At 42.1% G+C, this 24,501-nt stretch carries 21 protein-coding genes; 5 read left to right on the top strand and 16 right to left on the bottom strand.

The genetic code is table 11. The annotated features are described in order from the left end of the window. Positions 1 to 271 precede the first annotated feature (271 nt). Genes NSQ99_RS09625 through mtnB form a run of 5 tightly spaced genes read left to right on the top strand, consistent with a single transcriptional unit; the run spans position 272 to position 4,984 of the window. Positions 272 to 1,522 carry a glutamate-5-semialdehyde dehydrogenase gene (locus NSQ99_RS09625; RefSeq protein WP_340836333.1) on the top strand — a complete coding sequence of 417 codons (1,251 nt, stop codon included), beginning with the start codon at positions 272 to 274 and terminating at the stop codon, positions 1,520 to 1,522. Between the two features lie 52 nt (positions 1,523 to 1,574). Then, the gene (gene proC / locus NSQ99_RS09620; RefSeq protein WP_251666537.1) at positions 1,575 to 2,441 is read left to right on the top strand and encodes a pyrroline-5-carboxylate reductase; all 867 of its coding nucleotides are present in this window, start codon (positions 1,575 to 1,577) and stop codon (positions 2,439 to 2,441) included. 1 nt (position 2,442) lies between these two features. After that, positions 2,443 to 3,663: a 2,3-diketo-5-methylthiopentyl-1-phosphate enolase gene (locus NSQ99_RS09615; protein ID WP_340836331.1), complete on the top strand. Its 1,221-nt coding sequence runs from the start codon at positions 2,443 to 2,445 to the stop codon at positions 3,661 to 3,663. Beyond that, the gene (locus NSQ99_RS09610; RefSeq protein WP_340836330.1) at positions 3,660 to 4,319 is read left to right on the top strand and encodes a 2-hydroxy-3-keto-5-methylthiopentenyl-1-phosphate phosphatase; all 660 of its coding nucleotides are present in this window, start codon (positions 3,660 to 3,662) and stop codon (positions 4,317 to 4,319) included. The genes NSQ99_RS09615 and NSQ99_RS09610 overlap by 4 nt, the downstream gene beginning before the upstream one ends. A gap of 5 nt (positions 4,320 to 4,324) precedes the next feature. Beyond that, positions 4,325 to 4,984 (top strand): methylthioribulose 1-phosphate dehydratase, encoded by a 660-nt coding sequence (gene mtnB / locus NSQ99_RS09605; RefSeq protein ID WP_251666540.1) that lies wholly within the window; start codon positions 4,325 to 4,327, stop codon positions 4,982 to 4,984. 151 nt (positions 4,985 to 5,135) lie between these two features. On the opposite strand, the gene NSQ99_RS09600 is transcribed toward mtnB, so the two are convergent. From NSQ99_RS09600 to NSQ99_RS09525, 16 genes are all read right to left on the bottom strand, one after another. Then, entirely contained in the window at positions 5,136 to 5,786 is a 651-nt protein-coding gene (locus NSQ99_RS09600; RefSeq protein ID WP_340836328.1) for a PepSY domain-containing protein, read from the bottom strand. Positions 5,787 to 5,897: 111 nt separating this feature from the next. Continuing rightward, positions 5,898 to 6,668, bottom strand: coding sequence for a PepSY domain-containing protein (locus NSQ99_RS09595; RefSeq protein ID WP_340836326.1), 771 nt, complete (start codon positions 6,666 to 6,668; stop codon positions 5,898 to 5,900). A 54-nt stretch (positions 6,669 to 6,722) separates the two neighbouring features. Beyond that, a complete protein-coding gene (locus NSQ99_RS09590) occupies positions 6,723 to 8,108 on the bottom strand; it encodes a HAMP domain-containing sensor histidine kinase (RefSeq protein ID WP_340836324.1) in 1,386 nt (461 codons plus the stop codon). After that, positions 8,105 to 8,806 (bottom strand): response regulator transcription factor, encoded by a 702-nt coding sequence (locus tag NSQ99_RS09585; RefSeq protein ID WP_251666544.1) that lies wholly within the window; start codon positions 8,804 to 8,806, stop codon positions 8,105 to 8,107. Before NSQ99_RS09585 ends, NSQ99_RS09590 begins: the two co-directional genes overlap by 4 nt. Before the next feature lie 199 nt (positions 8,807 to 9,005). Next, positions 9,006 to 12,035 (bottom strand): glycoside hydrolase family 2 TIM barrel-domain containing protein, encoded by a 3,030-nt coding sequence (locus NSQ99_RS09580; protein ID WP_340836322.1) that lies wholly within the window; start codon positions 12,033 to 12,035, stop codon positions 9,006 to 9,008. Between the two features lie 95 nt (positions 12,036 to 12,130). Then, on the bottom strand, positions 12,131 to 12,955 hold the full coding sequence (locus NSQ99_RS09575; RefSeq protein ID WP_251666546.1) for a carbohydrate ABC transporter permease: 825 nt from the start codon (positions 12,953 to 12,955) through the stop codon (positions 12,131 to 12,133). After that, entirely contained in the window at positions 12,952 to 13,860 is a 909-nt protein-coding gene (locus NSQ99_RS09570; protein WP_251666547.1) for a carbohydrate ABC transporter permease, read from the bottom strand. Before NSQ99_RS09570 ends, NSQ99_RS09575 begins: the two co-directional genes overlap by 4 nt. Positions 13,861 to 13,959: 99 nt before the next feature. Beyond that, complete coding sequence (locus NSQ99_RS09565) at positions 13,960 to 15,270, bottom strand: ABC transporter substrate-binding protein (RefSeq protein WP_340836320.1); 1,311 nt, start codon at positions 15,268 to 15,270, stop codon at positions 13,960 to 13,962. Positions 15,271 to 15,451: 181 nt separating this feature from the next. Continuing rightward, the gene (locus NSQ99_RS09560) at positions 15,452 to 17,248 is read right to left on the bottom strand and encodes a sensor histidine kinase (RefSeq protein WP_251666549.1); all 1,797 of its coding nucleotides are present in this window, start codon (positions 17,246 to 17,248) and stop codon (positions 15,452 to 15,454) included. Next, on the bottom strand, positions 17,245 to 18,813 hold the full coding sequence (locus NSQ99_RS09555; RefSeq protein WP_340836319.1) for a response regulator transcription factor: 1,569 nt from the start codon (positions 18,811 to 18,813) through the stop codon (positions 17,245 to 17,247). Before NSQ99_RS09555 ends, NSQ99_RS09560 begins: the two co-directional genes overlap by 4 nt. 159 nt (positions 18,814 to 18,972) lie before the next feature. Further along, entirely contained in the window at positions 18,973 to 19,653 is a 681-nt protein-coding gene (locus NSQ99_RS09550; RefSeq protein WP_251666551.1) for a DnaD domain protein, read from the bottom strand. A gap of 23 nt (positions 19,654 to 19,676) precedes the next feature. Next, positions 19,677 to 20,870, bottom strand: a complete 1,194-nt coding sequence (locus NSQ99_RS09545; RefSeq protein WP_251666552.1) for an acetate/propionate family kinase — start codon at positions 20,868 to 20,870, stop codon at positions 19,677 to 19,679. Next, on the bottom strand, positions 20,851 to 21,735 hold the full coding sequence (locus NSQ99_RS09540) for a 3-hydroxyacyl-CoA dehydrogenase family protein (protein WP_251666553.1): 885 nt from the start codon (positions 21,733 to 21,735) through the stop codon (positions 20,851 to 20,853). Before NSQ99_RS09540 ends, NSQ99_RS09545 begins: the two co-directional genes overlap by 20 nt. A gap of 79 nt (positions 21,736 to 21,814) precedes the next feature. Continuing rightward, on the bottom strand, positions 21,815 to 23,332 hold the full coding sequence (locus NSQ99_RS09535) for an AAA family ATPase (RefSeq protein WP_340836315.1): 1,518 nt from the start codon (positions 23,330 to 23,332) through the stop codon (positions 21,815 to 21,817). Then, positions 23,322 to 23,861, bottom strand: coding sequence for a hypothetical protein (locus NSQ99_RS09530; RefSeq protein ID WP_340836314.1), 540 nt, complete (start codon positions 23,859 to 23,861; stop codon positions 23,322 to 23,324). The genes NSQ99_RS09535 and NSQ99_RS09530 overlap by 11 nt, the downstream gene beginning before the upstream one ends. Before the next feature lie 102 nt (positions 23,862 to 23,963). Continuing rightward, positions 23,964 to 24,500 carry a hypothetical protein gene (locus NSQ99_RS09525; RefSeq protein ID WP_340836313.1) on the bottom strand — a complete coding sequence of 179 codons (537 nt, stop codon included), beginning with the start codon at positions 24,498 to 24,500 and terminating at the stop codon, positions 23,964 to 23,966. Position 24,501 lies beyond the last annotated feature (1 nt).

The following is a 24,501-nucleotide window of genomic DNA, read 5'->3' as shown; positions in this document are numbered from 1 at the left end:
GTAATCGACAGCGAATATGTAACGCTACCGAAAACTCCGGTTCTCACGTACCTAAACCGTACGCTGCGATCCTCGTTCTCTAGTATCGTCCCATCTTCTTGGTACTGAAAGCTCAACTTTTAAACTCTTAACGGAATTGGGGACATTTAAAAGTTGAACTTTGATTACGATGTATCTCGTTTCAGCGTAATCGACGGCGAATAGCTCTTATTTATCATTTATTAATAACCAAACTTTTAATATAGGTAGTTATATCAAAGGAGGAATTGTAATGATTACTGAAGTGAAGCAAAAGGCGTTGCTGGCGAAGCAGGCGGCGGCGTTGACGAACAATGTATCGACGGAGCAAAAAAATGAAGCGCTACTTGCGATGGCTGATGCACTAATTGCTCATGCAGACCAAATTATAGCTGCTAACCAAATTGATCTAGATAATGGTCGCAGCAACGGAACAAGTGAATCCCTACTTGATCGGTTAGCCTTGAATAAGGAACGAATTGATGGCATTGCTGAAGGTCTGCGTCAGATTGTTGCATTAGATGATCCTGTAGGTGAAGAGCTTGCTCACTTTACTCGCCCTAACGGACTATCTATTACGCAGATTCGCGTACCGCTTGGTGTAATTGGCATGATCTATGAAGCGCGTCCAAATGTAACGGTAGATGCAACCGGACTTTGCTTGAAGACGGGGAATACGGTTGTTCTTAGAGGTGGTTCAGCAGCGCTAGAATCAAACAAAAAAATTGTTGAGATTATGCGTGATGCCTTAGCCTCTACAGCACTTCCAGCTGACGCCATCCAACTCATCGAGGATTCCGATCGCGCATCCGTTAACGAGATGCTAAAGGCTAATGGATTGCTTGATGTCGTCATCCCACGCGGTGGCGCATCGCTTATTCGTACGGTCGTCGAGAATGCAACAGTTCCTGTGATTGAAACAGGCTCCGGTATTTGCCATACATTTATCGATGAAACAGCACAGCTAGAAATGGCAAAGCAAATTGCTTGGAATGCTAAGGTGCAGCGTCCTTCCGTTTGTAATGCAATGGAAACATTACTTGTGCATAAGCAATTTGCCGCACAGCACTTATCAGAGCTGCTCGCTCCACTTGCCGACTCACAGGTAGAATTCCGCGGTTGTTCCGAGACAAAGGCTCTATATCCAGCAGCTGCTACTGCAACAGATGAAGTTTATGCGACGGAATACAATGATTATATACTAAATGTTCGTGTTGTTGACGATGTACATGAGGCACTTGCCCATATTAGTAAATTCGGCACGATGCATTCCGAATGTATCGTCACTGAAAATGAGCAGCACGCTGCTCTATTTCTACAAAGCGTTGATGCAGCCGCAGTATATCATAACGCCTCCACTCGATTTACGGATGGCTTTGAGTTTGGCTTTGGCGCAGAGATCGGGATTAGTACACAAAAGCTGCACGCAAGAGGACCTATGGGACTGCCTGCATTAACGAGCAGTAAATATATGATTCGAGGCAATGGACAAATTCGTAAATAATATAACCTAAAGAACATCAATGAGAAGCAATAGACAAGGAGGAAACCTAACGATGAACCTTCATGAGGATTCTAGTAGCATAGCCAAACAGCGTTTATGCTTTTATGGTGCAGGTGCGATGGCAGAAGCCATTGTGAGAGGAATTTTGAATCAAGAGCTTGTTCCAAGCAAGCAAATTGCCATGATTAACCGTTCCAACAAGGAACGCCAGCAAGAGCTCCATATGCAATACGGTGTACAGACTGCCATGCAAGGCAAAACCAATGAGCAATATTTACAGGAAGCAGACATCGTATTTCTTGCAATGAAGCCTAAGGATGCCGTTGAGGCAATTCGCAGCCTTAAGCCATTGCTGCGTCCTTCTCAGCTTGTTGTCTCCGTCATTGCTGGACTCAGCATTCAAGGCATGCAGAAGCTGCTAGGTAACGAAATACCAATTGTGCGTACGATGCCGAATACGTCAAGCACAATCGGTCTTGGTGTGACTGGAATTAGCTACTCTAGCACAGTGACTGAGCAGCAGCGATTTATGACAGAAACCATCTTCGATTCTACTGGTATTTATGCGGTAATTGATGAATCGATGCAGGACTCAATAACGAGTATTACTGGTAGTGGACCAGCCTACATTTACTATATTATGGAAATTATGATGAAGGGTGCTCAGCAGGCCGGCTTCACAGAGGAGCAGGCCTCTCAGCTTGTAACGCAAACCGTGCTTGGTGCAGCTTCAATGGTTGAACAAACACAGGAGGCTCCTGCAGACCTTCGTCGCAAAGTATCATCTCCAAATGGAACGACACAAGCAGCGATTGAGGCTATGGCAGAAAACGGTCTTGAGCATGCGCTATTGTCTGGCATTAATCGCTGTGCAGAACGCGCAGCAGAAATCGGACGTGCGATTGAGGAGGATATCTAACATGAGTATGTGTATTGCAACGTATCGTGCTTTTGATGAAAAAGCTGATTTTGATAAAAAAGCATTATCTATTGCAGTCGGCTTAACCGTTGGCAGCTGGACTGAGCTGCCAGAAGCTCAAAAGGCTTCAATGGAGAAGCATCTTGGCAAGGTACTGTCGGTAACCGTTCATGAACCAAAAGATGCAGCGCGCTATGCAGATATCGTTATCGGTTACCCAGATATTAATTTTAGTCGTGACATCCCTGCCCTGCTCGTTACAATCTTTGGCAAGCTATCGATGGATGGCCGTATCAAGCTCATCGATATTGATGTCAGTGAGGATTTTGCTTCCGCTTTCCCTGGTCCAAAATTCGGCTTGCAGGGTGTTAGAGATTTAGTTGGTGTGCAAGATCGCCCGCTGCTGATGAGTATTTTCAAATCCGTAGTTGGCTATGATCTTAATGGTCTACAGGAGCAGTTTTATCAACAGGCACTCGGTGGTGTAGATCTCATAAAGGATGATGAAATTCTGTTCGAAAACCCGCTTACTCCGATAGAGAAGCGAGCTGAGGTTTGTATGGAAGCAGCAAGAAAAGCTCAGGAGGTAACTGGACAAAAGCTCTTATATGCTGTAAATTTGACAGGGCCGACGAGCAAGCTAGCAGAGCAAGCGAAAAAAGCAATCGCAGCTGGGGCGAATGCTTTGCTTTTTAATACGTTATCCTATGGCTTTGACGTGCTGCATGAGCTAAGCAGCGATCCAGACATTAATGTTCCGATTGCTTCACATCCCGCACTAGCTGGCGCCATCTATCCTTCTGCATACTACGGTATGAGCCCTGCTGTGCTTTTAGGCAAGCTGAATCGATTAGCTGGAGCTGATCTTGTTCTCTTCCCTTCACCGTATGGTTCTGTCGTTATGCCAAAAGAAGAAAACTTAGCCATCGATGCAGCATTGAAGCAGCCGCTGCATCACCTAAAGCAAAGCATGCCTGTCCCTTCTGCTGGTATTCATCCTGGTATTGTACCGCTTATTTTGAAGGATTTTGGACATGACGTAGTCGTAAATGCAGGCGGAGGCATTCATGGTCATCCAATGGGTACTGCTGCAGGTGGACGAGCTTTCCATCAAGCCATTCAAGCCTGCCTTCAAGGCGTATCGCTCGAGGAAGCCGCTACAAAGCCGCAGCATGATGAGCTAGCTGCTGCAATTCAAGCATGGGGGATTAAGCAATCATGACAGCAAAGAAAAAAATCGTATTCTGTGACTTTGATGGAACGATTACGGTCAATGACAATATTGTTGCAATTATTAAGCATTTTCAGCCAGAAGGCTGGGAAGAGCTCGTAAATAAAACCATTTCCACAGAGATTTCGATTAAAGAAGGAGTCGGTTCCCTATTTCGCCTCCTTCCTACCTCGATGAAAGAGGAGGTCGTCCAATTCGGAATCTCAAACGCACGAATTCGTGAAGGCTTTGCAGAATTCGTTCAATTCTGTAAGGATAACGACATTGAATTTTATGTAACGAGCGGTGGCATTGATTTCTTTGTATACCCGATATTAGCACGATATGAGATCGCTGAGGATCATATCTATTGCAATAAAAGTGACTTTTCTGGAGAGCGTATCGAAATTCTATGGCCACATCCTTGTGATGAGCATTGCAGCAACGATTGCGGCATGTGCAAGCCAACGATCATGCGTCAATTCAGTGAAGAGCAATATGAACGGATCATTATCGGAGATAGCGTAACTGATTTCGAAGGGGCAAAGCTAGCAGATCAAGTATTTTCCCGTTCACATCTAACTGAAAAATGCCGAGAGCTTAGCATTGCTCATACAGAATTCGCTACCTTTTACGATATTATCGAGGCTATGAAGCAGAAAGGATAGAAGTTATGAATTTTAAAGATATTCCATTGCAGGACAAGCAGGAAGTGCTTATCAAGCTCCGTGAAATTAAGGATGCATTCGCTTCACGAAATTGGTTTCCTGGAACAGCAGGCAACCTGTCGATTAGAGTTGGTGATTACTCACCAGACCAATTTTATTTCGGCATAACAGCGAGCGGTAAAGACAAATATATCAATACACCGGAAGATTTTTTGTTCGTCGATCAGAATGCACAGCCGGTTGAAGCAACGAATCAACGTCCTTCTGCTGAAACATTAGTTCATTGCGAAATCTACCGTTTAACTGGAGCAGGAGCGATATTCCATATTCATTCTGTATTCAGTAACGTAATCTCTGAATATTTTTGGCATCGCCGCTCTGTACCTGTCGATGGTGTAGAGCTTATTAAAGGCTTGAATATATGGGAGGAAGAATATCAATTGGAAATTCCAATTGTAAACAACTTCGCTCATATTCCTTCAATTATTCCAGAGATAACAGAATCACTTGATCATAAGGTACCTGGTATCATTTTGCGTAAGCATGGTATTTATGCATGGGGCGCTAATGCATTTGAAGCTAAACGTCATCTAGAATCATTTGAATTTATATTCGAATATGTTTATCGATTAGAAATGCTGAAAAAAGGGCTTCCGTCCATATAATTAATAACTGTCATAGTAATGGCAACAAAATAGCCAGCTTACATGAGCGCTCTTCCCTCGATTATGCTAGGAAAGCCTCACTAAGCTGGCTTTAGTTTTCATTTATTAAATCTTAGCTTCTACTACAAGGAAGCTATTCACTCCGCACATCTTAGTCATCATAGCGATCATCATCGTCGTCATCATCGTCATCATCCTTGTCATCGTCATAACGATCATCGTCGTCATCATGATAATCAAGCTCTTTGGACAATACCTTACCACCATAAGCAGCGATTTCGATATCTGCTTCTAGTTCGCTATTAACAATTTCGATTTCGTACTTTAGAACGCCATCGTCTTTATCTAGCTCAACCTCTTCTACTTTTCCATCAACAATCTTAAGTGCGATAGCAATAGCTTGTTCCTTCGTAATACGCCCATCATTTGACTTCTTCGTTTGCTTCTCTACAGCTTTTACCGTTGAGGTTGTTGATTGATTTGTCTTGCTGCTTTGATTTTCAGCTTTCTTTTGTTTTACATCATCATCATAATCTACTTTAACAATACTACCAGTTACAGCATCGACCTTTACTTCAACATCGTCCTTACCATCTGTTTTAATTTCCACCTCATAGACAGGTTTACCCTTTTCATTGTCTAGTTCAATTTCTTCTACCTTGCCCTCTTGAATAGAAAGAGCTGCTTCCTTTGCTTTTGTGGAACCAATGAATTGCCCTGATTGTGCAGCCATGACACCACCTGTAATACTTAGTGCTGCGACAGATGCAATCGAGATCATCCAAAATTTTTTCATCATCATTTATTCCTCCTCTTTATTTCATAATGTAAGAATAACGTTCGAATCTAAGAGAAACATAAGAGAAAGATTAGAATTTGATGAGATTGTGCTGAGTATCTTTCAAAGTTTTCATTATTCGTCGTCGTCATCGTCATCGGTGCCATCATTATCCCAGCTAATTGACATTACCTTTCCTGAAACTGCATGAATTTGTACTACTGCATCTTGACCGTCAGTGGACTCAATTTCGATTAAATAATATCGCTGATCTCCCTTCGAATGAAGATCAATATCATCGATTTCTCCAGCTATCTGCTTTAGAGCAATCTCACTCGCCTTTTTCTCAGAGACGAGCGCTGTGGTAGTCGATGATGGTACAGGGGTAGAGCTATTAGCCGCCTTCTCATTTTGTTCAAGAGGAGCAACTTCACGGCTTGGAGCTTTGTTGGGCTTTGATGTGTTACTTGGGCTTTCAACTGAATTGGAATCTGTGTCCTTAGCTGTAGCTCCCGTATCAACTGATTCCGCTTGTTTTTCAGAACTGCTCGATGGTTTATCGTGATGCATGCCAGCATGCTTATTTTCTGAGAGAGCAGTATCTGCCTCAGCGACAATCGTTGAGCCCGTTAGACTTTCGAGCTTAGCAATACTTTCAATACCTCCACCGCGCTTAGGTACGGTTATTTCATAAGTACCTGCGGTTGTAGCTAACGTAACAAGATACTCATGCCCTTGCTGCTTAGCATCAATAACCTCTCCCGCATACTCTGTCTGCACGATCTTCAGCGCTTCCTCTTGTGTGAGACGTGGAGAAGCATTAACTGCTGCGTATACGATGGCCCCAGCTATGCAAAGTATCCCAAATGAACCTAGTATCAATAATCCCTTGTTTTTTCTTGTCATAGATTCGTCCCCTTTTTACTTTTTCACCTTAGTTTACAGGGGGTTTATTAAATTTCACTGAGAAGACACTGCATGATTAAAAATAATCGTAGCCGTTGTGCCTAAACCCTCCACGCTATCTAACTGAATATCTACCTGTATCGCCTCAGCAATTTCCTTCGCTAACGATAAGCCAAGCCCTACACTAACTTTATCCTCTGTTGTTTGCCTCGTCCTAGTCTGATCAACACGATAAAATCGCTCAAATATTCGCTCGAGCTCATCCTTTGGAATACCGATACCATAATCTTTTACAGTAAGCGAATATACCTCTGTCTCATCTTGCTTTAATTCAATTTGTATCGTCGATTCACTGTATTTGCGTGCATTGTCTAGCAATATAATCAATAGCTGTGTTAGCTTTTCTGGATCAGTCTGTACGACCACAGCCTCTTGAGCTGTACTTGAAATAATCGTAATCTCTCGTTGATATGCCTTCCTATAATGCTGCGCTGTTTTCTCAGTTAGCTCGAGGAGGTCCACATCTTTCTTGACGATGTTCCATTGTCGACTTGGCTTTGCAAGCAGCAGCAGCTGTTCTGTCATCTCCTTCATTCGAATCGCCTCTGAATGTATGGCTTCAATGGATTCTTCAAGAATCTCAGGCTGCTGTTTAACTCTTCGCTTAATCAAGCTTGCATAGCTCTCAATGACTGTAATCGGTGTTTTAAGCTCATGAGAAGCATTAGATACAAACTGCTCCTGCCTCTTATAGTTCGATTCTAACAGCTCTATCATCTCATTGAAGGTTTCCCCCATCTCATATAGCTCATCCTTCGATTGCTCCACTGATTGAAGCTTCACAAAGCTCCCGCTTCTTACGACCTCCTTCATCGTTCTAGTCATCGCTTTAATTGGCTTCATAATAAGCTCTCCGAGTAAACGACTAGAAAATATCGCAGGGATACATACACAGATCGCAACAACTACTAACACGAGACGAAGCAATCTCAGCATCGAAGTTAGCTCAGCGAGGTTCATCATAAGCTGAACATTCATGATCTGCCCGTTACTTGCGATATAAGGTACAGAAACGTAGCCATATTGCGAATCCTTGAACGAAACCTTCTCAATAATTAAGCTTGGAGAGAATGCAAACGTATACTCTTTCAGCTTAGCCTCTGAGGCCGATGTAACGATGATCGGGAGCTGATTCGGATCATCAATTAATGCGATTAATCCATTTACCGGTACGAAGGAGCGTAGTAATTCCTCTACAACGGCTTGATCACTTGCTTGCTTAAGCTCACTCGTCACATGAACTGCTTCAGCTCTTAGCTGCTGCAGCTCATTCTGCAGGGAGATATGACTAAATACAAAGTAAATCACGATGCTTGCTACACAATGTAGCACAATAAATAATACGGATGAGAACAAATATATTTTTTTACTTAGCTTCATGGCGTTTGCTCTCTTATGACGTACCCAATACCGCGAACGGTATGTATTAATGGCTTATCAAAGCTCGCATCTACTTTTTTGCGGACATAACGAATATACACATCAACGATATTTGTATCTCCTGCGAAGTCGTAGCCCCATACCTCAGTCAATATTTGCTCTCGATTCAAAACAATTTTTTCGTTACGCATTAAATATGCAAGTAAATCAAATTCCTTTTGCGTTAATTGAATAAGTTGCTCGCCGCGATATACCTCTCGCATCATTTCGTTTAAGCGTAAGTCCGCAACCTCAAACCATTGTTCAGTCTGAACTGGTACAGGGGTTGCTTTCGATGAAATACGAAGTGCTGCTCGTATACGTGCGAGTAGCTCTTCTATCTCGAACGGCTTAGTCATATAATCCGAGGCTCCAAGATCGAGACCAGACACTTTATCCTCGATCGAGCTTTTAGCAGTTAATAATATGACAGGCGTGTATTCATCAACCGTTCGTACTCTACGCAGCAGCTCTATACCGCTCATGCCAGGCATCATCACATCTAGAATAAGTAAATCAATGTCGCCCTCACGATAGAGCTCCAGTCCAGTTAACCCGTCACCTGCTACCTTAACGTGATAGCCTTCACTTTCTAGTTCAATTTGAAGTAACCTCGCAATTTTTCTCTCGTCTTCTACGACTAATATCGTATTACTCAAGCCAACACACTCCTTTATAACAACCATGGCTGTCAAGCCTATCATTTAATATCATTTCATTCATCTCATCTATTAATCTGCTTGCTTCCTTTCAATTATAGAACATTCATATTAACGAAATGTAAACTCGATGTGAAATTTCACGCAAACAAAAAAATGCAAGCGGAGAGAGCTCAAACTCTCCACGCTTGCATCGTCATTACTTCGCTCTTGATATTGTAAATTCAAAGCTTAGCGGCTGCTCGCTAGCAATATGATATTCTGGATGAACCGGCGCACCCCAGCTATCGTCTCCGCCTACGCCCATCTGCTTGCCTGCAACAGTTACGACAGTATAGTGTACATTAGGCAGCTCATAATGATGCACAGCATTTTCTAGCTCGAATGCGGTATAAGGAGCGATACGGCATTCAACTGGCGCTTCTGGAGAAGAATTGATAACAAGGCCTTGCTTCAGCTCATTCGTTATCGCCACTCTTCTTACGCCTGTACGGTTGCCGCTCTCCTGAGGGACAACATATCTAGCAACGTTATCCTGCGCTCGATTCTGGAACGTCATTAAGCGCGCACCGTGAACACGGTCAATATAGTTCTCCTCTGGTCCCATCGCATACCAATCAAGCAAATCATAGTCAGCTGGCACCTTGAAGGACAGTGCAAAAATTGGCAACGTCGGTAAGCCTTCCGCACCCGAGTAATCAGCTTTGACAGCGATATTTCCGCCCTCAGTTACAGTATAAGCTACTTTTACCTCTAGCTCAGGATGAATGCTGAATTTATACGTAAAGGTAACCGTCACGCTATATTCAGACTGTTCTAGCTCAAAGCCAACACATCTACGAGACAGGCTCGCTGCATACCAAAGTGCACGTTCGTAGCCCTGAGCATAGCCTTTATCGTTATCGGTAGTCGCTCTCCAGAACAGGACATGAGGCGGCTGTGCAATCATCTCACGACCGTCATAATTAACTGAAATTAAAGTACCTGCACCTTTACTGAACATAATGCTGAAATCACTGCCATGGACTCCAACGTTGACATCGCCTTCCGCCACGCGGAATGTACGCTGCTGCAATGGAGCTTCTTGCTTCGCTTCAATAAAGCGATGCTGGCCAAAGGCAACCTCATGACCGACTTCAGCCCATCGTGTTGCTTCTGCAAGCTGGACGGAAGCTGTTACTGTATATTCTCCAGCTGCTGACTGGTCAGCAGTCCAAGCTAGCTCATATTCGCGCTGCTCACCCGCAGGAACGTCTATAGTCAGCTGCTGCTGCTCCAGCACCTCACCATCCCTTGCAAGGGTAATCACCAGCTTGTAGTCGCCTGTGCCTATAAACAGATTATCATTACACACAAGTACTGTATTGCGCGATGGCGTAAGCTTTATATTCTGATAAAGAAACTTTACCTCTTGCATCTTTGGTGTGATTGTACGATCGGCATAGACGATTCCGTTGCCACAGAAATTGTTATCGTTAGAGCGATCATCAAAGTCCCCGCCATACGCAAGAAACTCTTTGCCATAGCGATCCTTCTTCACAATCATTTGGTCGATATAATCCCAGATGAATCCACCCTGATACATTGGATATTTATCCTCAAGCTCAATATATTTGTGCATACCGCCGAGCGAGTTACCCATTGCATGAATATATTCACAGCTAATATATGGCTTCTCAGGATTATTGTTTAAATATGCTTCAATATCTGCTGGCTTCGCGTACATACGAGATTCCATATCACTGCAGGCAGAGAAATTTCGATCATAGAACACACCCTCATAATGAACCAAACGCGTATGATCAGCTTTGCGGAAATAATTTGCAACATTCAATAGTACTTCTCCTACATACGATTCATTGCCGAGGGACCAGATTAGCACGGATGGGTGGTTTTTATCGCGCTCAAGCATCGAAATCGCGCGATCCATAACGATTGCTTCCCACTCCTTATCGTGAAGCGGAATGTTCCATGACGGATCTACTTTACCCATTTTTTGCCATGATCCATGTGTCTCAAGATTCATCTCGTCGATGAGGTAGATCCCGTACTCATCGCATAGCTCATACCATAGTGACTGATTCGGATAATGAGAGGTACGAACCGCATTTAGATTGTTTTGCTTAATCGTTTGAATATCCGATAGCATATCCTCTTTCGTAATAGCACGGCCACGACGAGGGTTAAATTCATGACGATTAACCCCTTTGAAAATAATGCGCTTGCCATTAATATGCATGACCTTGTCGATGATCTCGAAGCGACGGAAGCCGATCTTCTCATGCAGGACCTCAACAATTTCACCATGCTCGTCACGAACGATAACGTATAGGCTGTACAAATACGGTGACTCTGCACTCCAAGGCTGTACCACACCTGGCTCAACGCTAACTGTTGCTTGACCGGCAATATCCTGCTTGCTCTCAGCAACAAGCACTTGATCAGCAGTCTTCAGCAATAACTCAACCGAAGCGGCTGCGGCATCCTTTAGCTTAATATCGACTGATAAATTACCGTTGCGATATTGATCGTCTAGACCGGCTTGAACGAATAGATCCTCGATATGAAGCTTAGGTGTTGCATATAAATATACGTCACGGAAGATGCCTGAGAATCGCCAAAAATCTTGATCCTCTAGCCAGCTTCCTGTGCTGCGCTGATATACTTCAACAGCTAGCTTGTTTTCCCCTTCAGTAAGATAAGGCGTCAACTCAAATTCCGATGGCGTAAAGCTGTCTTCGCTATAGCCGACAAACTTTCCATTCAGCCATACATAGAAAGCAGACTCTACACCTTGGAACGATATAAATAATGGAAGATTCTTCATATGCTGCGGTACGTTAAACGTTTTTACATAGCTACCTACAGGATTGTCTTCCATATTAACCTGAGGTGGTCTAAGCTCATGAATACCATCCCATGGATACATTGTATTGACATACTGTGGCTTACCGTAGCCCTGCATTTGAATATGGCCAGGAACCTCTATAAAATCCCAACTATCAACACTGAAACCCGTTTCATAAAAGGCAACAGAACGATCAGCTGGTTTGCTACTATAAGAGAATTTCCAAGCACCATTCAGTGAGTGACGAAGACGCATTTCCCCTCTTGTCTCTGCTTCAGCCAACGTCTCATAATAGCGATGATCAGAATGTGCTTCCACACGATTTACTGCGAACACTGCTGGATCTGCGAGCCAATCCAACGTAGGGATTACTGTAGTCATAATTAAACCTCCATTATGATGAATTAGGTGTCTTATACATTCATACTATAAAAGCCAAGCATTGTCTAGAGCATTCAATGCATGGCTTCATATTTTTATTTAACCGAACCTGTCATACCAGCTACAAAATGCTTCTGCATGAAGAAAAATACTAAGGCTGTCGGAATCGTTGATATAACGATAGCGGTCATAATCATTCCGTAATCCGGAGAATAGCTCGAGCCTAGCTGTGAGATAAGCATCGGTATCGTTTGATTCTCTGGCGATTGCAATACGATTAGCGGCCATAAGTAGTTGTTCCAGCTTGCCATAAACGTAATAATGCCCGCTGCTGCATAGGTTGTTTTCATGGTAGGAGCATAGACTCGAATAAACAATCCAAGCTCACTTAAACCATCAATGCGGCCTGCCTCCAACAATTCCTTAGGAAACATTTTCGTGCTTTGCCGAAAGAAAAAGATTAAAAATGCAGTAACAACAGTTGGTAAAATTACACCTGACAGCGTATCAATACCGATCGCTGGTGCTACTGAACTTAATTTCGCGAACATCTGAAACAGTGGAATCATTATTGCTGCGAATGGAATCATCATCGATAGCAGCAATATCGAGAACACAACATCCTTCGCTTTTGAGCGATAAATCTCAAAGCCATAGCCTGCTAGCGACGCAATCACAAGTGAAAGCAACGTTGTTGTAATCGAAACCTTTGCCGAATTTAGCAAGGCTGTTCCAATATCGATACTAGAGAACAAATTTGATATATTATCAAAAAAATACGAACCTGGTATCAGCTTTCCCTTCGTTACATCTGCAGATGTATTCGTTGCGCTTATGAGCATCCATAAAAATGGGAATATAGAAATGAATGCTGCTAGAATTAAAAAGATATACGTTCCGGTCGTTTTCAGCTTATTCATTTCTTATCACCTGCCAATTTGAATTGCAAAAATGCGAGTATGATAATGATCACGACAATGGAGTAAGATACCGTTGCTGCGTATCCAAAATCAGACGTATACTTGAATGATAGGTTATAAATATAATGCGAAATCGACAGCGTTGCGTTACCTGGTCCACCCTGTGTAATGTTAACGACCTCATCGAATAGCTGTAGTGTACCAATTGTCGATGTAATAGACGTGAATAAAATGATTGGCTTCAATAATGGAATCGTAATACCAAAAAATTGACGCGTTGCGGACGCACCATCTATACGTGCAGCTTCATAGATGGATTGGTCGATATTTTGCAAGGCTGACAAGTAAAAAATCATATTGTAGCCAGTCCAGCGCCAAGTAATCGCAATAATTATAGTAACTTTGGCCCAAAACGGGTCCGTGATCCATTCAATCGGAGTCTGAATCAATTGTATACTCATGAACAGCTTATTGATCATCCCGTCCGTTGCAAATAAATACTTAAAGATAACCGAATACGCAACGAGAGAGGTTACTGCAGGCAAAAATATAGCTGTTCGAAAAAAACCTCTGAACTTCAGTTGTCTGCTATTTAACAATACCGATAAAAACAGAGCGAGAATAATCATTACTGGTACTTGCACGATAAGATAAATAAATGTATTGGTTAACGCCGTTGTAAACGTTTTGTCTGAAAATAAACGCTTATAATTATCGATGCCGACGTAATCAAGATTCATTCCTGTTCCAGATTTGAAAGAAAGCAACAAAGCCTGAAGCATCGGATAAAAATAAAATATAACGATCATTATGACGGCTAGACTAATAAACAGCCAGCCGGTAAGGTTTGCCTTGGTTCGAATGCTTGAGCCTCTAATACTTGTACGCCTTACCTCAGTTTTCATGATAGCAAGCCCCTTTCTACGGCTATAAGACGAGGCTCCTTTCACCACTCTATGGCCAGTGGTTTGGTAGGAGCCCGCCTGTGTTACGTGATGCAGCGATTATCTAATTTGAGTTTCAGCCTGTGTTTGCGCATTGTTTAGAACGGTTTCAAGCTCTGTACCGTTCATAAAGTTTTGCATTTCCACAACTAGAATATCTTCGACCGCATACGTATGCATACCGTAATTTACGTTAGGAATTTGCTCTGTCCACGAAGCAAGATCTGCGATTGTTGTTTGTCCGTTAAAAAATTCATCAGGTGCTGTATACGCTTCGCCTTGAGCGGCTGCTTTAAGTGTACCGATTGCACCAATTTCAGTTACAAGCGTTTGATAGAAATCTACGTTTGAGCCAAATGTTTCTTTTAAGAAATCTGCCGCTGCTTCCTTGCCATCTACATTCATGACATACCATGAGCTGCCGCCAAGGTTAGATGCATGAACAGAGCTCGCAGTGTTCGCTAATGTTGGGAATGGAACGATCGCCCATTTGCCAGATTGCTCAGCTTCTGCTTTTACTGAGGCAGTGATCCAGTTACCTGTTGGAATTGATGCAACGTCACCGCTGTTGAATGCACCTACAAACTGACTCCAGTCAGAAATGACTTTTACGATATTTGCATCCATAATGTTTTTGTACGTATTAAACGCATCTTCAAGTGCAGCATTATTTGCAATAAATGGTGTTTTACCATCCTCCTGCAAGTACCATGCTCCTGCGGATTGAATCATCATTCGAATTAATCCAAGATCATTCGGGTCTTGCGTCAGCATATCTTTACCCGTTTTTTCTTTAATCGCTTTACCGATCTCAATGTACTCATCCCAAGTAACGTCTTGCAAGTCGTCTACCGTATAGCCTGCTTCCTGCAAGTAATCAGTACGAACATATAAGCCTGCAACGCCGGAGTCGAACGGTACTCCGTATTGCTTACCTTCAAAGCTAGTCGGACCGATTTTATAATCTGCAAAATCTGCAGCATTGATGAACTCATCTAGTGCAAAGAATGAATCTGGATACGCTTGTAGGAAGCTTTGTGCACGATAATCTTCAATCAGCACAATATTAGGCAACGTTTTTGTCGTACCAGAGTTCAATCCAGCATTAAGCTTCTGTATAATATCATCCTGCGCATTTTCGATAACATTAATCGTTACATCAGCATTTTTTTGTGCGTAAATGCCTTTTGCAGTTTCCATTGCAGCAATATTGAATGCCTTATCCCATGCCCATACCGTAATTTCTTGCTTCTTCCCTGTACTTCCGCCGTTTGTTCCTTCATTAGACGCATTAGTACTTTTGTCACTGTTACTGGAGCATGCAGTTAACAGCATGAAGCTTGCTAATAAAATCGTCAGTAACTTTTTCATTCCATTCAGCCCCTTTTTGTTTCTATAACGAATTGAAAAGATTTGAAAGCGTTTGCCGGCTAACAATTACATTATAGCAATGGTAAAATACGGCACGTTAGCAATATCTTTGTTTCAATTTGTCATTTTTATAGCTTCTCAAGCGGCTGATGCAGTAAGCATAAAGTTGCTATAAATTTCTTTATGTTTTTGTAATATCTTTAGCTGATATGAATGGAATTGTAATAGTAATATGCGTCCCTTTTCCTGTGCTGCTGTTAATGTTCACGCCATAGCTACCACCGTATAGAAGCTCTATACGATCATTTACGTTGCGAATGCCAATCCCGGAGAAAAAGTGCGATGAAGTCTCACTTTTAATATGTTGATCTAGCTTTATCGGCTCAAAGCCAACTCCGTTATCTACGACCTCACATACTAAATTGCCACCATTACGTGAGATCATGACATAGATATAGCCATCGCTTCGTCCTTGAAACGCGTGAAAGAACGCATTTTCAATAAATGGCTGAATAATAAGCTTTGGCAATTGTGCTCGATGACACTGCTCATCAATGAAATAGCTTACATGAATGCTTTCACCATAGCGTACATGATTGATATACACATAGTTTTTAAGATTAATAAGCTCCTGCTCTACTGTAATCGTTTCACTTGCATTGCCTATCGTATTTTGCAGCAGCTCAATTAACGCATTTATGGTGGCAGAAGCCTTCTCTCTATTGCCTTGTTGTACTAATATTTTTACTGAAGCGAGCGTATTGTACAGAAAATGAGGATTGATTTGCATCTGAAGTGCACTAAGCTCAGCATTACGCTGCTCCTTCTGTGTTTTTAATAGCTCCGCGATATATTCATTAAGCTCGTCCAGCATGAGATTGTACGCTTTACCTACTTCAACAATTTCGTTGCTGCCCTTCACTGTAATGTAATTTCCAAAATTACGCTTCGTCACACGTGACATCTGTCGTGCTAGCAAGGTGAGTGATCTTGTAATACGTCTAGACATGATAAATACGATAATTAGTGACACAATAACGATAGCAACACATAGTAATGCTACTGTTTTGACATTAAGCATTTGTGATAAGACGTAACGCTTGTCAATCAGATTGACCAGATAGAGATCATAGTTTGGCATATACGCGGAGAGGATCATATGCTGGCGATTATTCCATTCTACGTTCAAGTATTCATCCTCCTGCTTATCTATCAACTGGGCGTAATTTAACAGCTCTAGTTCCTTCGTTCCCAGTCTTTCAGATAAATTTGATGATATGACAACACCATCACTGTTGATTAGCAGGACATCATTCCCTTTAGTCGTAAAGCCAGCATAATTTTTTCTGAATTCAGCCTCCTTCATTGCGAAGTACAGTACTCCATAGAAATCACCACTCACTTGCTCGACTAATGCTTTTGATGCAACTACAACTGCCTCACTGTTTTTCTTACCATCAATGGTGCTCTCATCTAATTGATAATGAAGCTTTCTTGGCTCCGTTAAGGTTTGCTTCGTTATGCTATGCTCCTGTAAGCCTTTATAGGTTGGTGGCCATATCGTTGTGTCCGTCGCATGACGATTGCCGTTAATTCCGGTGATCACCATCGCAATTGGATACGTCGCTAAGGTAGACTGGATTCGCCTCATTTCTTGGGTAACCTTATAATGACTGTTCAGTTCCTCTATTGTCGTATATTGACTGCTCGTTAAAAATCTTCTAATTTCGCCGCTTGTGTTCGCATTACTCGCTGTCATCGAAACAGCATAGTTCATATTTTCCATGCTTGTTTTAATTTGCGTCATAATTTTACTATTGGTAATACTAAATGTGTCGATAAACACTTGCTCTGACATGCGAAACATAACAATCCATGTTGATAGCGCTACAGCAATGATGCTAATGAGCATGATCGAAAACATCTTAATGAAGAGGTCATGATATTTCAGCTTGTCCGCGATTCTACGAAGCTTCATCGCTTGTCACTCCTCACTTGGTCAGACGGACTTTTCCGATACTGACTAGGCGATTGTCCCTTCAGCTTCTTGAATACTTTAGTGAAATAGCTATGGTCGGAATACCCTACCTTCAAACTAATATCTGAAATAGGCAGATCCGTCGTTATCAGTAATTCCGCAGCCTTATCAATGCGTACTCGGTTTAGATATTCACTAAAGCCTTCATCGTTATGGGCCGAGAATAAGCTTGATAGATACGTTGCGTTGAAGTGAAAGTGGCTTGCAACATCGCTTAAATTAATTGGTTCCATGTAATGCTGTTGAATATAGTCCAATATAAGCGACATGCTTGGATTACCAGTTGCACTACGACTTGCTGCTAACGCTTCTTCGATCTGCCATAAGCAGAAATTAAGCTCTTCGATTGCTTCACTCACGTGCTGTGATTCATTAATCGCCCGAATATATTCGTATTTTTTTTGCTCCAGCTGGTGAATGGAACGATCAAGCTTGCCTAACAGAATAAGCATATTGAATATGGCATTACTTAGCTGAGACTTGAATGCAAACACATCGATCGTATAATAATCGATGGCTGCATTGCCATATTGACGAAGCTGGTCTATCGCTAGGTCATAATTCCGACGCTGCAGCTGATCCATGAACATATTCATATCGAAAGCAGGCTCCTCTGCGCTTAGCTTGGGCAGCTCATGCCGAACAATTAAATTTTTGTGCAAGGGTAGAAAATATCGATATGCTGCAAGCTTTTTGAAATGCTCATGGTATTGCTCAGGCAATTGTTCCAGCTCTGAAAAGCTATCTCCTAATATCCAGCATGCGTTATATGCCTTCATTCGTGTTGAGTTCGACAATGCACGCAGCGCAGGCATAATAGTTCCCCATTCTCTTTCAAAGCCGTTCATCAACAGCACTGCATGTTGTGAGTCTGAGGGCATAACGTAAAAATGAAGCGTATTCACAAAAGGTTCAAGTGCTTCCTTCGCACTAAGCAGAACCTTCTCCTTCACATCTGCTAGCTCTTTCACATGACTCAGGTCAACACCATATATTCGAAAGCTAGGAAATGGAAAATTGGATCCTAGCTCCATACCGTCCATAGAATAACCAGACATTAGCCGATCCAGCAGCATCGTAACGGTCGAAGCTGTGTCTGTTGTCGCTGCAACCTGTAATGCTGGTATGCGGTTAACGATACGCTTTAGAATGGCAATCAGCTGATCCGCATCAAGCTTAGGCTTAAGCAAATAGTCAGCTACCCCTTGCTGAAAGGTTTCTCGCACATAATGAAACTCGCTGAAGCTGCTAAGAACAATGACCTCGATATGTGGATAGTTCTGCTTTATGTGGCTCGTAAGCTGTACACCGTCCATAATCGGCATCACAATATCAGTAATGACTACATGTGGGTTAAGCTGTTCAATCTGCTGCATCGCTTCTTGACCATTTGATGCCTCACCGACAATGAGAAATCCTTCACGCTCCCAATGCAGCAAATGCTTTATTCCTTGTCGAACAAGTATTTCATCGTCGACGATTAATATACGACAGTTTGCTTCCATTGCTATCTCACTTACCCTTCTGTAAAAACTAGTTGTTCCATTGTACATCATCAAAAGTGTAAATGTTAAGTGTTATTTAATCAATGTGGATTTAAATGCAAAAAAACCTTTGCATGCAATCACAAGGTTTTCGTTATTATCCGATATCCCTTACGGCACTCAAAGGTTTTTATTAAAAAATTGACTTTGATATTGTTTTAACTCTTCAGCATTGTGAACTCGATGTCTTGCCCAATCGATCAGGATACGATCGATGTATCGAAAGCTAAGCTTACCAGCAAACACAGCCTCCTTGAGAGCAAGTGTAATAAGCTCATCGGTATATCGATCATTATCGATCCAGCCGCTAATCGTTTCATATTCCATTGGCGAGAGCGGTCTTCCAAACTCTTGCTCAAACATATGAAACAGCTTGGAAGCATCAGCCTCCTGCTTTACTGCACGAAGCTTCTGACGATCGGCCTGCTTATTCTCTCTACGCATCTGAGCATGCCAGCTGCTAGCCTTCATATACCAGCCACTCCAGTTATAACGCTCGACAATGATGTCGTTCATTGTATCCTGTTCAATACTCAAAAATCCCGTATTAAGAAGCTGCTGCAGTAACCGTGTCACTTCATTGACTGAAACACCCATAACAGCTGATAGCTGTTCAGGTGTTGGGAAAGGGTGTTGATCAACAGTAGATGATTGCATAATGTGCAGCAAAAGCATTGCTTCAGCATGCGACAAGCCAAGCGCATGATAGCTGTTCAACAGCAATGAATGAACGTAAATTCCACCCTCACTCAGCATAACATTCATGCCGTGAGCATACGCCTTCCATATATGATCGCTCAATCCTTCCCCTCCTGAACCATCAATTATTTTACAAGATTAAACGTATCGCGAGCGATAAGAAGCTCCTCATTCGTAGGAACGACCATAACAGCAACTTTAGAGCCTGGTTTAGAGATAATTCTAGGTTCCTTGCTGCGGATTTTATTCAGTTCCTCATCAATTTCGATTCCGAAGTACGTTAATCCTTCACATACGGATTGGCGTAGAACAACGGAATTCTCACCTACTCCAGCGGTGAAGACAAGGACATCAAGTCCATTCATAGCTGCAGTGTAAGAACCAATATACTTTCTCACGCGATATACATACATATCGTATGCCAGTTTTGCATCTTCATTCTCATGCATTGCATCAGTAATTTCACGCATATCCGAGCTTAAACCAGAGATAGCTAGCAGACCACTGTGCTTATTAAGCATAGAGTTCACTTCATTTAATGTTAAATCCTCTTTGTTCATCACAAAAGGAACGACAGCAGGATCAAGATCACCAGAACGAGTTCCCATCATCAAGCCCTCAAGTGGCGTCATCCCCATACTTGTATCGAATGATTTGCCATCTAGAATAGCAGTCAAGCTACCGCCATTTCCGATATGACAAGTAATCATTTTAAGTGAAGCAAGATCTTTACCAAGCGTTTTAGCCGCAACATCACTTACATAAGCATGAGATGTGCCGTGGAAGCCATAACGGCGTACTTTATGCTTTTTATATAGTGTTCTAGGAATCGCATATAAGTATGAAGTTCTAGGCATCGTCTGATGGAACGCTGTGTCGAATACAACAACCTGAGGCACCTCTGGAAGATTGGCATCAACCGCCAAAATCCCCATCATATGCGCTGGATTGTGTAACGGAGCAAGCTCAAACAAACGCTTAATTTCAGTTTTTACTTCTTCCGTAACAATAACTGAGTTTTTAAATGCTTCGCCGCCATGAACGATACGATGTCCAACGGCGTCGATCTCGTTCATCGTTTTGACGACGCCATATTTCTCATGAGTCAGCATCTCAATAACACGCTTAACTCCAGCTACATGGTCTAATATTTCTTTTACTTCAACAACTTCTTCTTTACCAGTTGGCTCGTGAGTAACGATTGAAGAATCCATTCCGATTCGTTCAACGCGTCCGCTCGCAAGGACTGATTCATTCGTCATATCAAAAAGCTGATATTTAATCGAGCTGCTGCCTGCATTAATTACGAGTACTTTCATTAGATCGATCACCATCCGTATCATATTTGAAGAAGCCTACGCCTGTCTTTACACCAAGCTGCCCAGCACGTACCATCTTTTTAAGAGTAAAGGATGGACGGTATCTTAGATCACCATATTCACGGAACATGTTTTCAAGTGCTGCTTGTACAGAATCAAGTCCGAAATGATCCGCCATTTGGAATGGGCCGTACTTGAAGGAGTAGCCGTTGCGCATCGCTAGATCGATATCCTCAGCTGTTGCAACGCCCTCTTCCAGTACATGAAGTGCTTCGTTAATAAATAGGCAGATAAGGCGAGTCGTTACAAAGCCTGGTGATTCGAACACCATCACGGATTTTTTCTGAATCGCTTCAGCAAATTGCTTTAACGATTCCACGGTTTCATCCGAAGTTTTTAAGCCACGAACGATCTCAACCAAATCAACCTTCGATACAGGATGAATAAAGTGCATGCCAATAACACGCTCAGGTGAACGCGTTACACTAGCGATTTCTGTTAAGCTTAATGAAGAAGTGTTACTTGCCAAAATCGTAGACGCATCTGTCACTTGATCAAGCTGTTTAAACACTTCTTTTTTAGCTTCTAGATCTTCCGTAATGGATTCGATAATAAGATCACAATCTGACAATTCGTCCACTTTGTTAATTGGCTGAATTCGAGATAAAATTAATTTTTTCTCTGATGAAGTAATCGCCCATTTTTCTATTTGTTTATCAAGGCTAACTTCAATCATATGCATTGCATGTTCAAGACGATCGGCAGAATTTTCAAGCACTAAAACATCTAAGCTGTTTTTAGCTAGCATTTCTGCGATACCTTGACCCATTGTTCCTACACCAATAACTCCAACTTTCTTAATCATAGGTCTAGTTTCTCCCTTAGCTTTTAGTCTATATTATTATACCTCTTTTCAAGAAAATTTGCAGTTAAGGTAAGCGCTATTATGCATTTTGTTGCAAATTTATCGGAATTGCATTCGATTTTTCCATTAAAGTACGGAAGTTTTCACCGTTAATAACTTCCTCTTCCAGTAGAATCGGCAAGGCCTGTTCAAATATGTCAGAATGTTGACTAAGAAGCTGCTTCGTTTTTGCAAGTAGCTCATCAAGAACCTCATTACTAATTAAGCTCCAACGATCCGCAGTCATCATTTGTCCATTAATTATTCCTTGACTCGTTAAGCCTGATTCAACCATCGTTTTAACAATGTTCAGTGCTTGGTCAAAGTCACCTCTGGAGCCCGTGCTACGTTCACCATAGAACAGCTCCTCTGCAACTGCCCCGCCAAGCGTAACCATAATTTTGTGTTCAAGCTCTGATTTCGAATATAAATACTTATCAGCCATCGGAGTATGCCTTACAAAGCCAAGTGCTCCACCACGAGGTGCAAGTACAACCTGTGCAACTGAGCCGGGTGTCGTAAGCTCTGCCATAATAGCATGACCCAATTCATGTCTTGCTACACGAATTTTATCTTCTTTGCTTGCTTCACGATTAATTTTTTCACCAAGCAGTACTTTATCAATCGCCGCTTGGATATGCTCCTCAGTGATTGCATCTGCTTGATCACGCATCGCATAGATTGCGGCTTCGTTCATAACCGCTTCAAGCTGAGCTCCTGAAAATTGATACGTATCTCTTGCCAGCTCTTCAAAATTGACTGTAGCAACTATATTTTTGTTGGCTGCATGCAGCTCTAAAATATGCTTTCTAGATTTCTTGTCCGGTAATGCAACCTCAATATGGCGATCAAAGCGTCCAGGTCGAAGCAATGCTTCATCGAGCATATCCTTGCGGTTAGTTGCCGCGATGAGTAAAATCTGCACATCTGTATTGTGATAAATTCCATCAAGCTCAGTAAGCAATTGGTTTAGCGTTTGATCATATTCTCGCTGTTGACCACCGTCTCGCTTTCCGCCAATAACATCAATCTCATCAATGAAAATAATCGCATTTTTTTTGCCAGATGCTTTCGCTTCGTTGCGAGCTTTTTGGAACAGCTCGCGAATACGATTGGCACCTGTACCTACGTACATCTCAACGAACTCACTACCTGATGCACCAATAAACACACTATCCGTATAGCTTGCTGCCGCCTTTGCCAGCAAAGTTTTACCCGTTCCCGGAGGACCTGTCAATAGTATACCCTTTAGAATTCGAATACCGCGTTTCGCAATTTCCTCTCGGCGCACCAAAAAATCAAGTGCCTCTTGGAGCTCTTGCTTTACATGCTCCTGTCCACCTACTTCATCAAAGCTAATCTGCTTAATCGCAACACTTTTTTTGTTTTTCAAGCTTGCTAAGCTTTTAACGCCCTTGCCATTACGATTCATAACAAAAATAGCCGAAAACAACACTGTGACCAACACTGCTGCTCCTATATGAACAGTGTAACCAATCGTATATATTGCCGCTGCAGCCACGATACCAATAAGCAGCTCTTTCCAATTATTCTTCATTATTCCACACTCCCATCGTGCCTCCATCTAAAGGCAAAATTTGATCAAAGCGCTGATTATCAGCTACGAGTGAAATATACACATTTTGTTGATCCATGCTTGCCGAAGCCTCTACGTGCTCATGTGATGCTTCGATGCTATGCATCAGTTCGGGAAGCTTAGAATAGTTTTTATTCGCCATAATTTCTGCTATTTCGAATAAATGGTCTTGCCATACCTTCTCTAGGCTAGTAGATTCTTGCTTAAGCTGAATCGTATAACTTACTGGTTCAATCTTATAATCACTTAAAATATTTCTTGCTTCCTCAGCAGCAAGTGCTAGTGTATTCCCATCTATAACATCAAGCGTAACGATATATCCTTCATTTTTATTACCTGATAATTGAATATTAGAAAACTGTGCTTGCTCCAACGATTGCTGAAGCGGCTTCTCCTGTGCAACGTATTGATACGTAAAGCCGCCGCCAATAAGCAAAGCCAAGCAAACAATAAATGTAACAGCCATCGGTTTTAGCTTCATATCTTTCATGTTTACACCTCTATTATATAAATTTGATAGATCATTCGTATATCAATTAGTATATCATTTTTGCTATCAACTTTAATTATATAAAAAAAGGAAACAAGCCGTTTAAGGTCTTGTTTCCTTTGGTATCGTATATTCATCGATAAAATTACCATCTGTCATACGGTAGAATGCAATTTTAAGATGTTCCGTTGCGGTGTCCTTATACTTTATTTCCCATACTAATTGACCATACATATAGCCTGGCTGAAGCTTAATGTTCTGCGCATAAGGCTTTGATGCTTCTACATGAGCCAGCATCTCTTCTTTCGTCATCGCTTCTTCATAAGGAAGCTCAGCGAGCTGCTCCTGGGTTGACCAAGCAGAGTATATCATCTCTTCGCTTACATTAGATTGAGCAAGCAAGATCCAATACCGATCCTCCCATATGTACTTGTTAAGCACATATTGTTCATCGAGATTATAGAGTGAAGCTTGTTCAATCACTTCACGCATCTCGCTCGTTTCCTGCCAAATGCCCTTATGAATATAGCGATAGAAAAAGATGATTCCTACAATGATCAATAATATTAAGAAAAGGGTAAGCACCGTCCATTTTCGACGAGTCATAAATGGTGGTCGCTTTTTTTCTATCGCTCTCATC

This window comes from Paenibacillus sp. FSL W7-1287 (assembly GCF_038004245.1).
Taxonomy (GTDB): domain Bacteria; phylum Bacillota; class Bacilli; order Paenibacillales; family Paenibacillaceae; genus Pristimantibacillus; species Pristimantibacillus camelliae.
The sequence above is the reverse complement of the archived record's forward strand: the minus strand, read 5'-3'. Positions and strand labels throughout refer to the sequence as shown.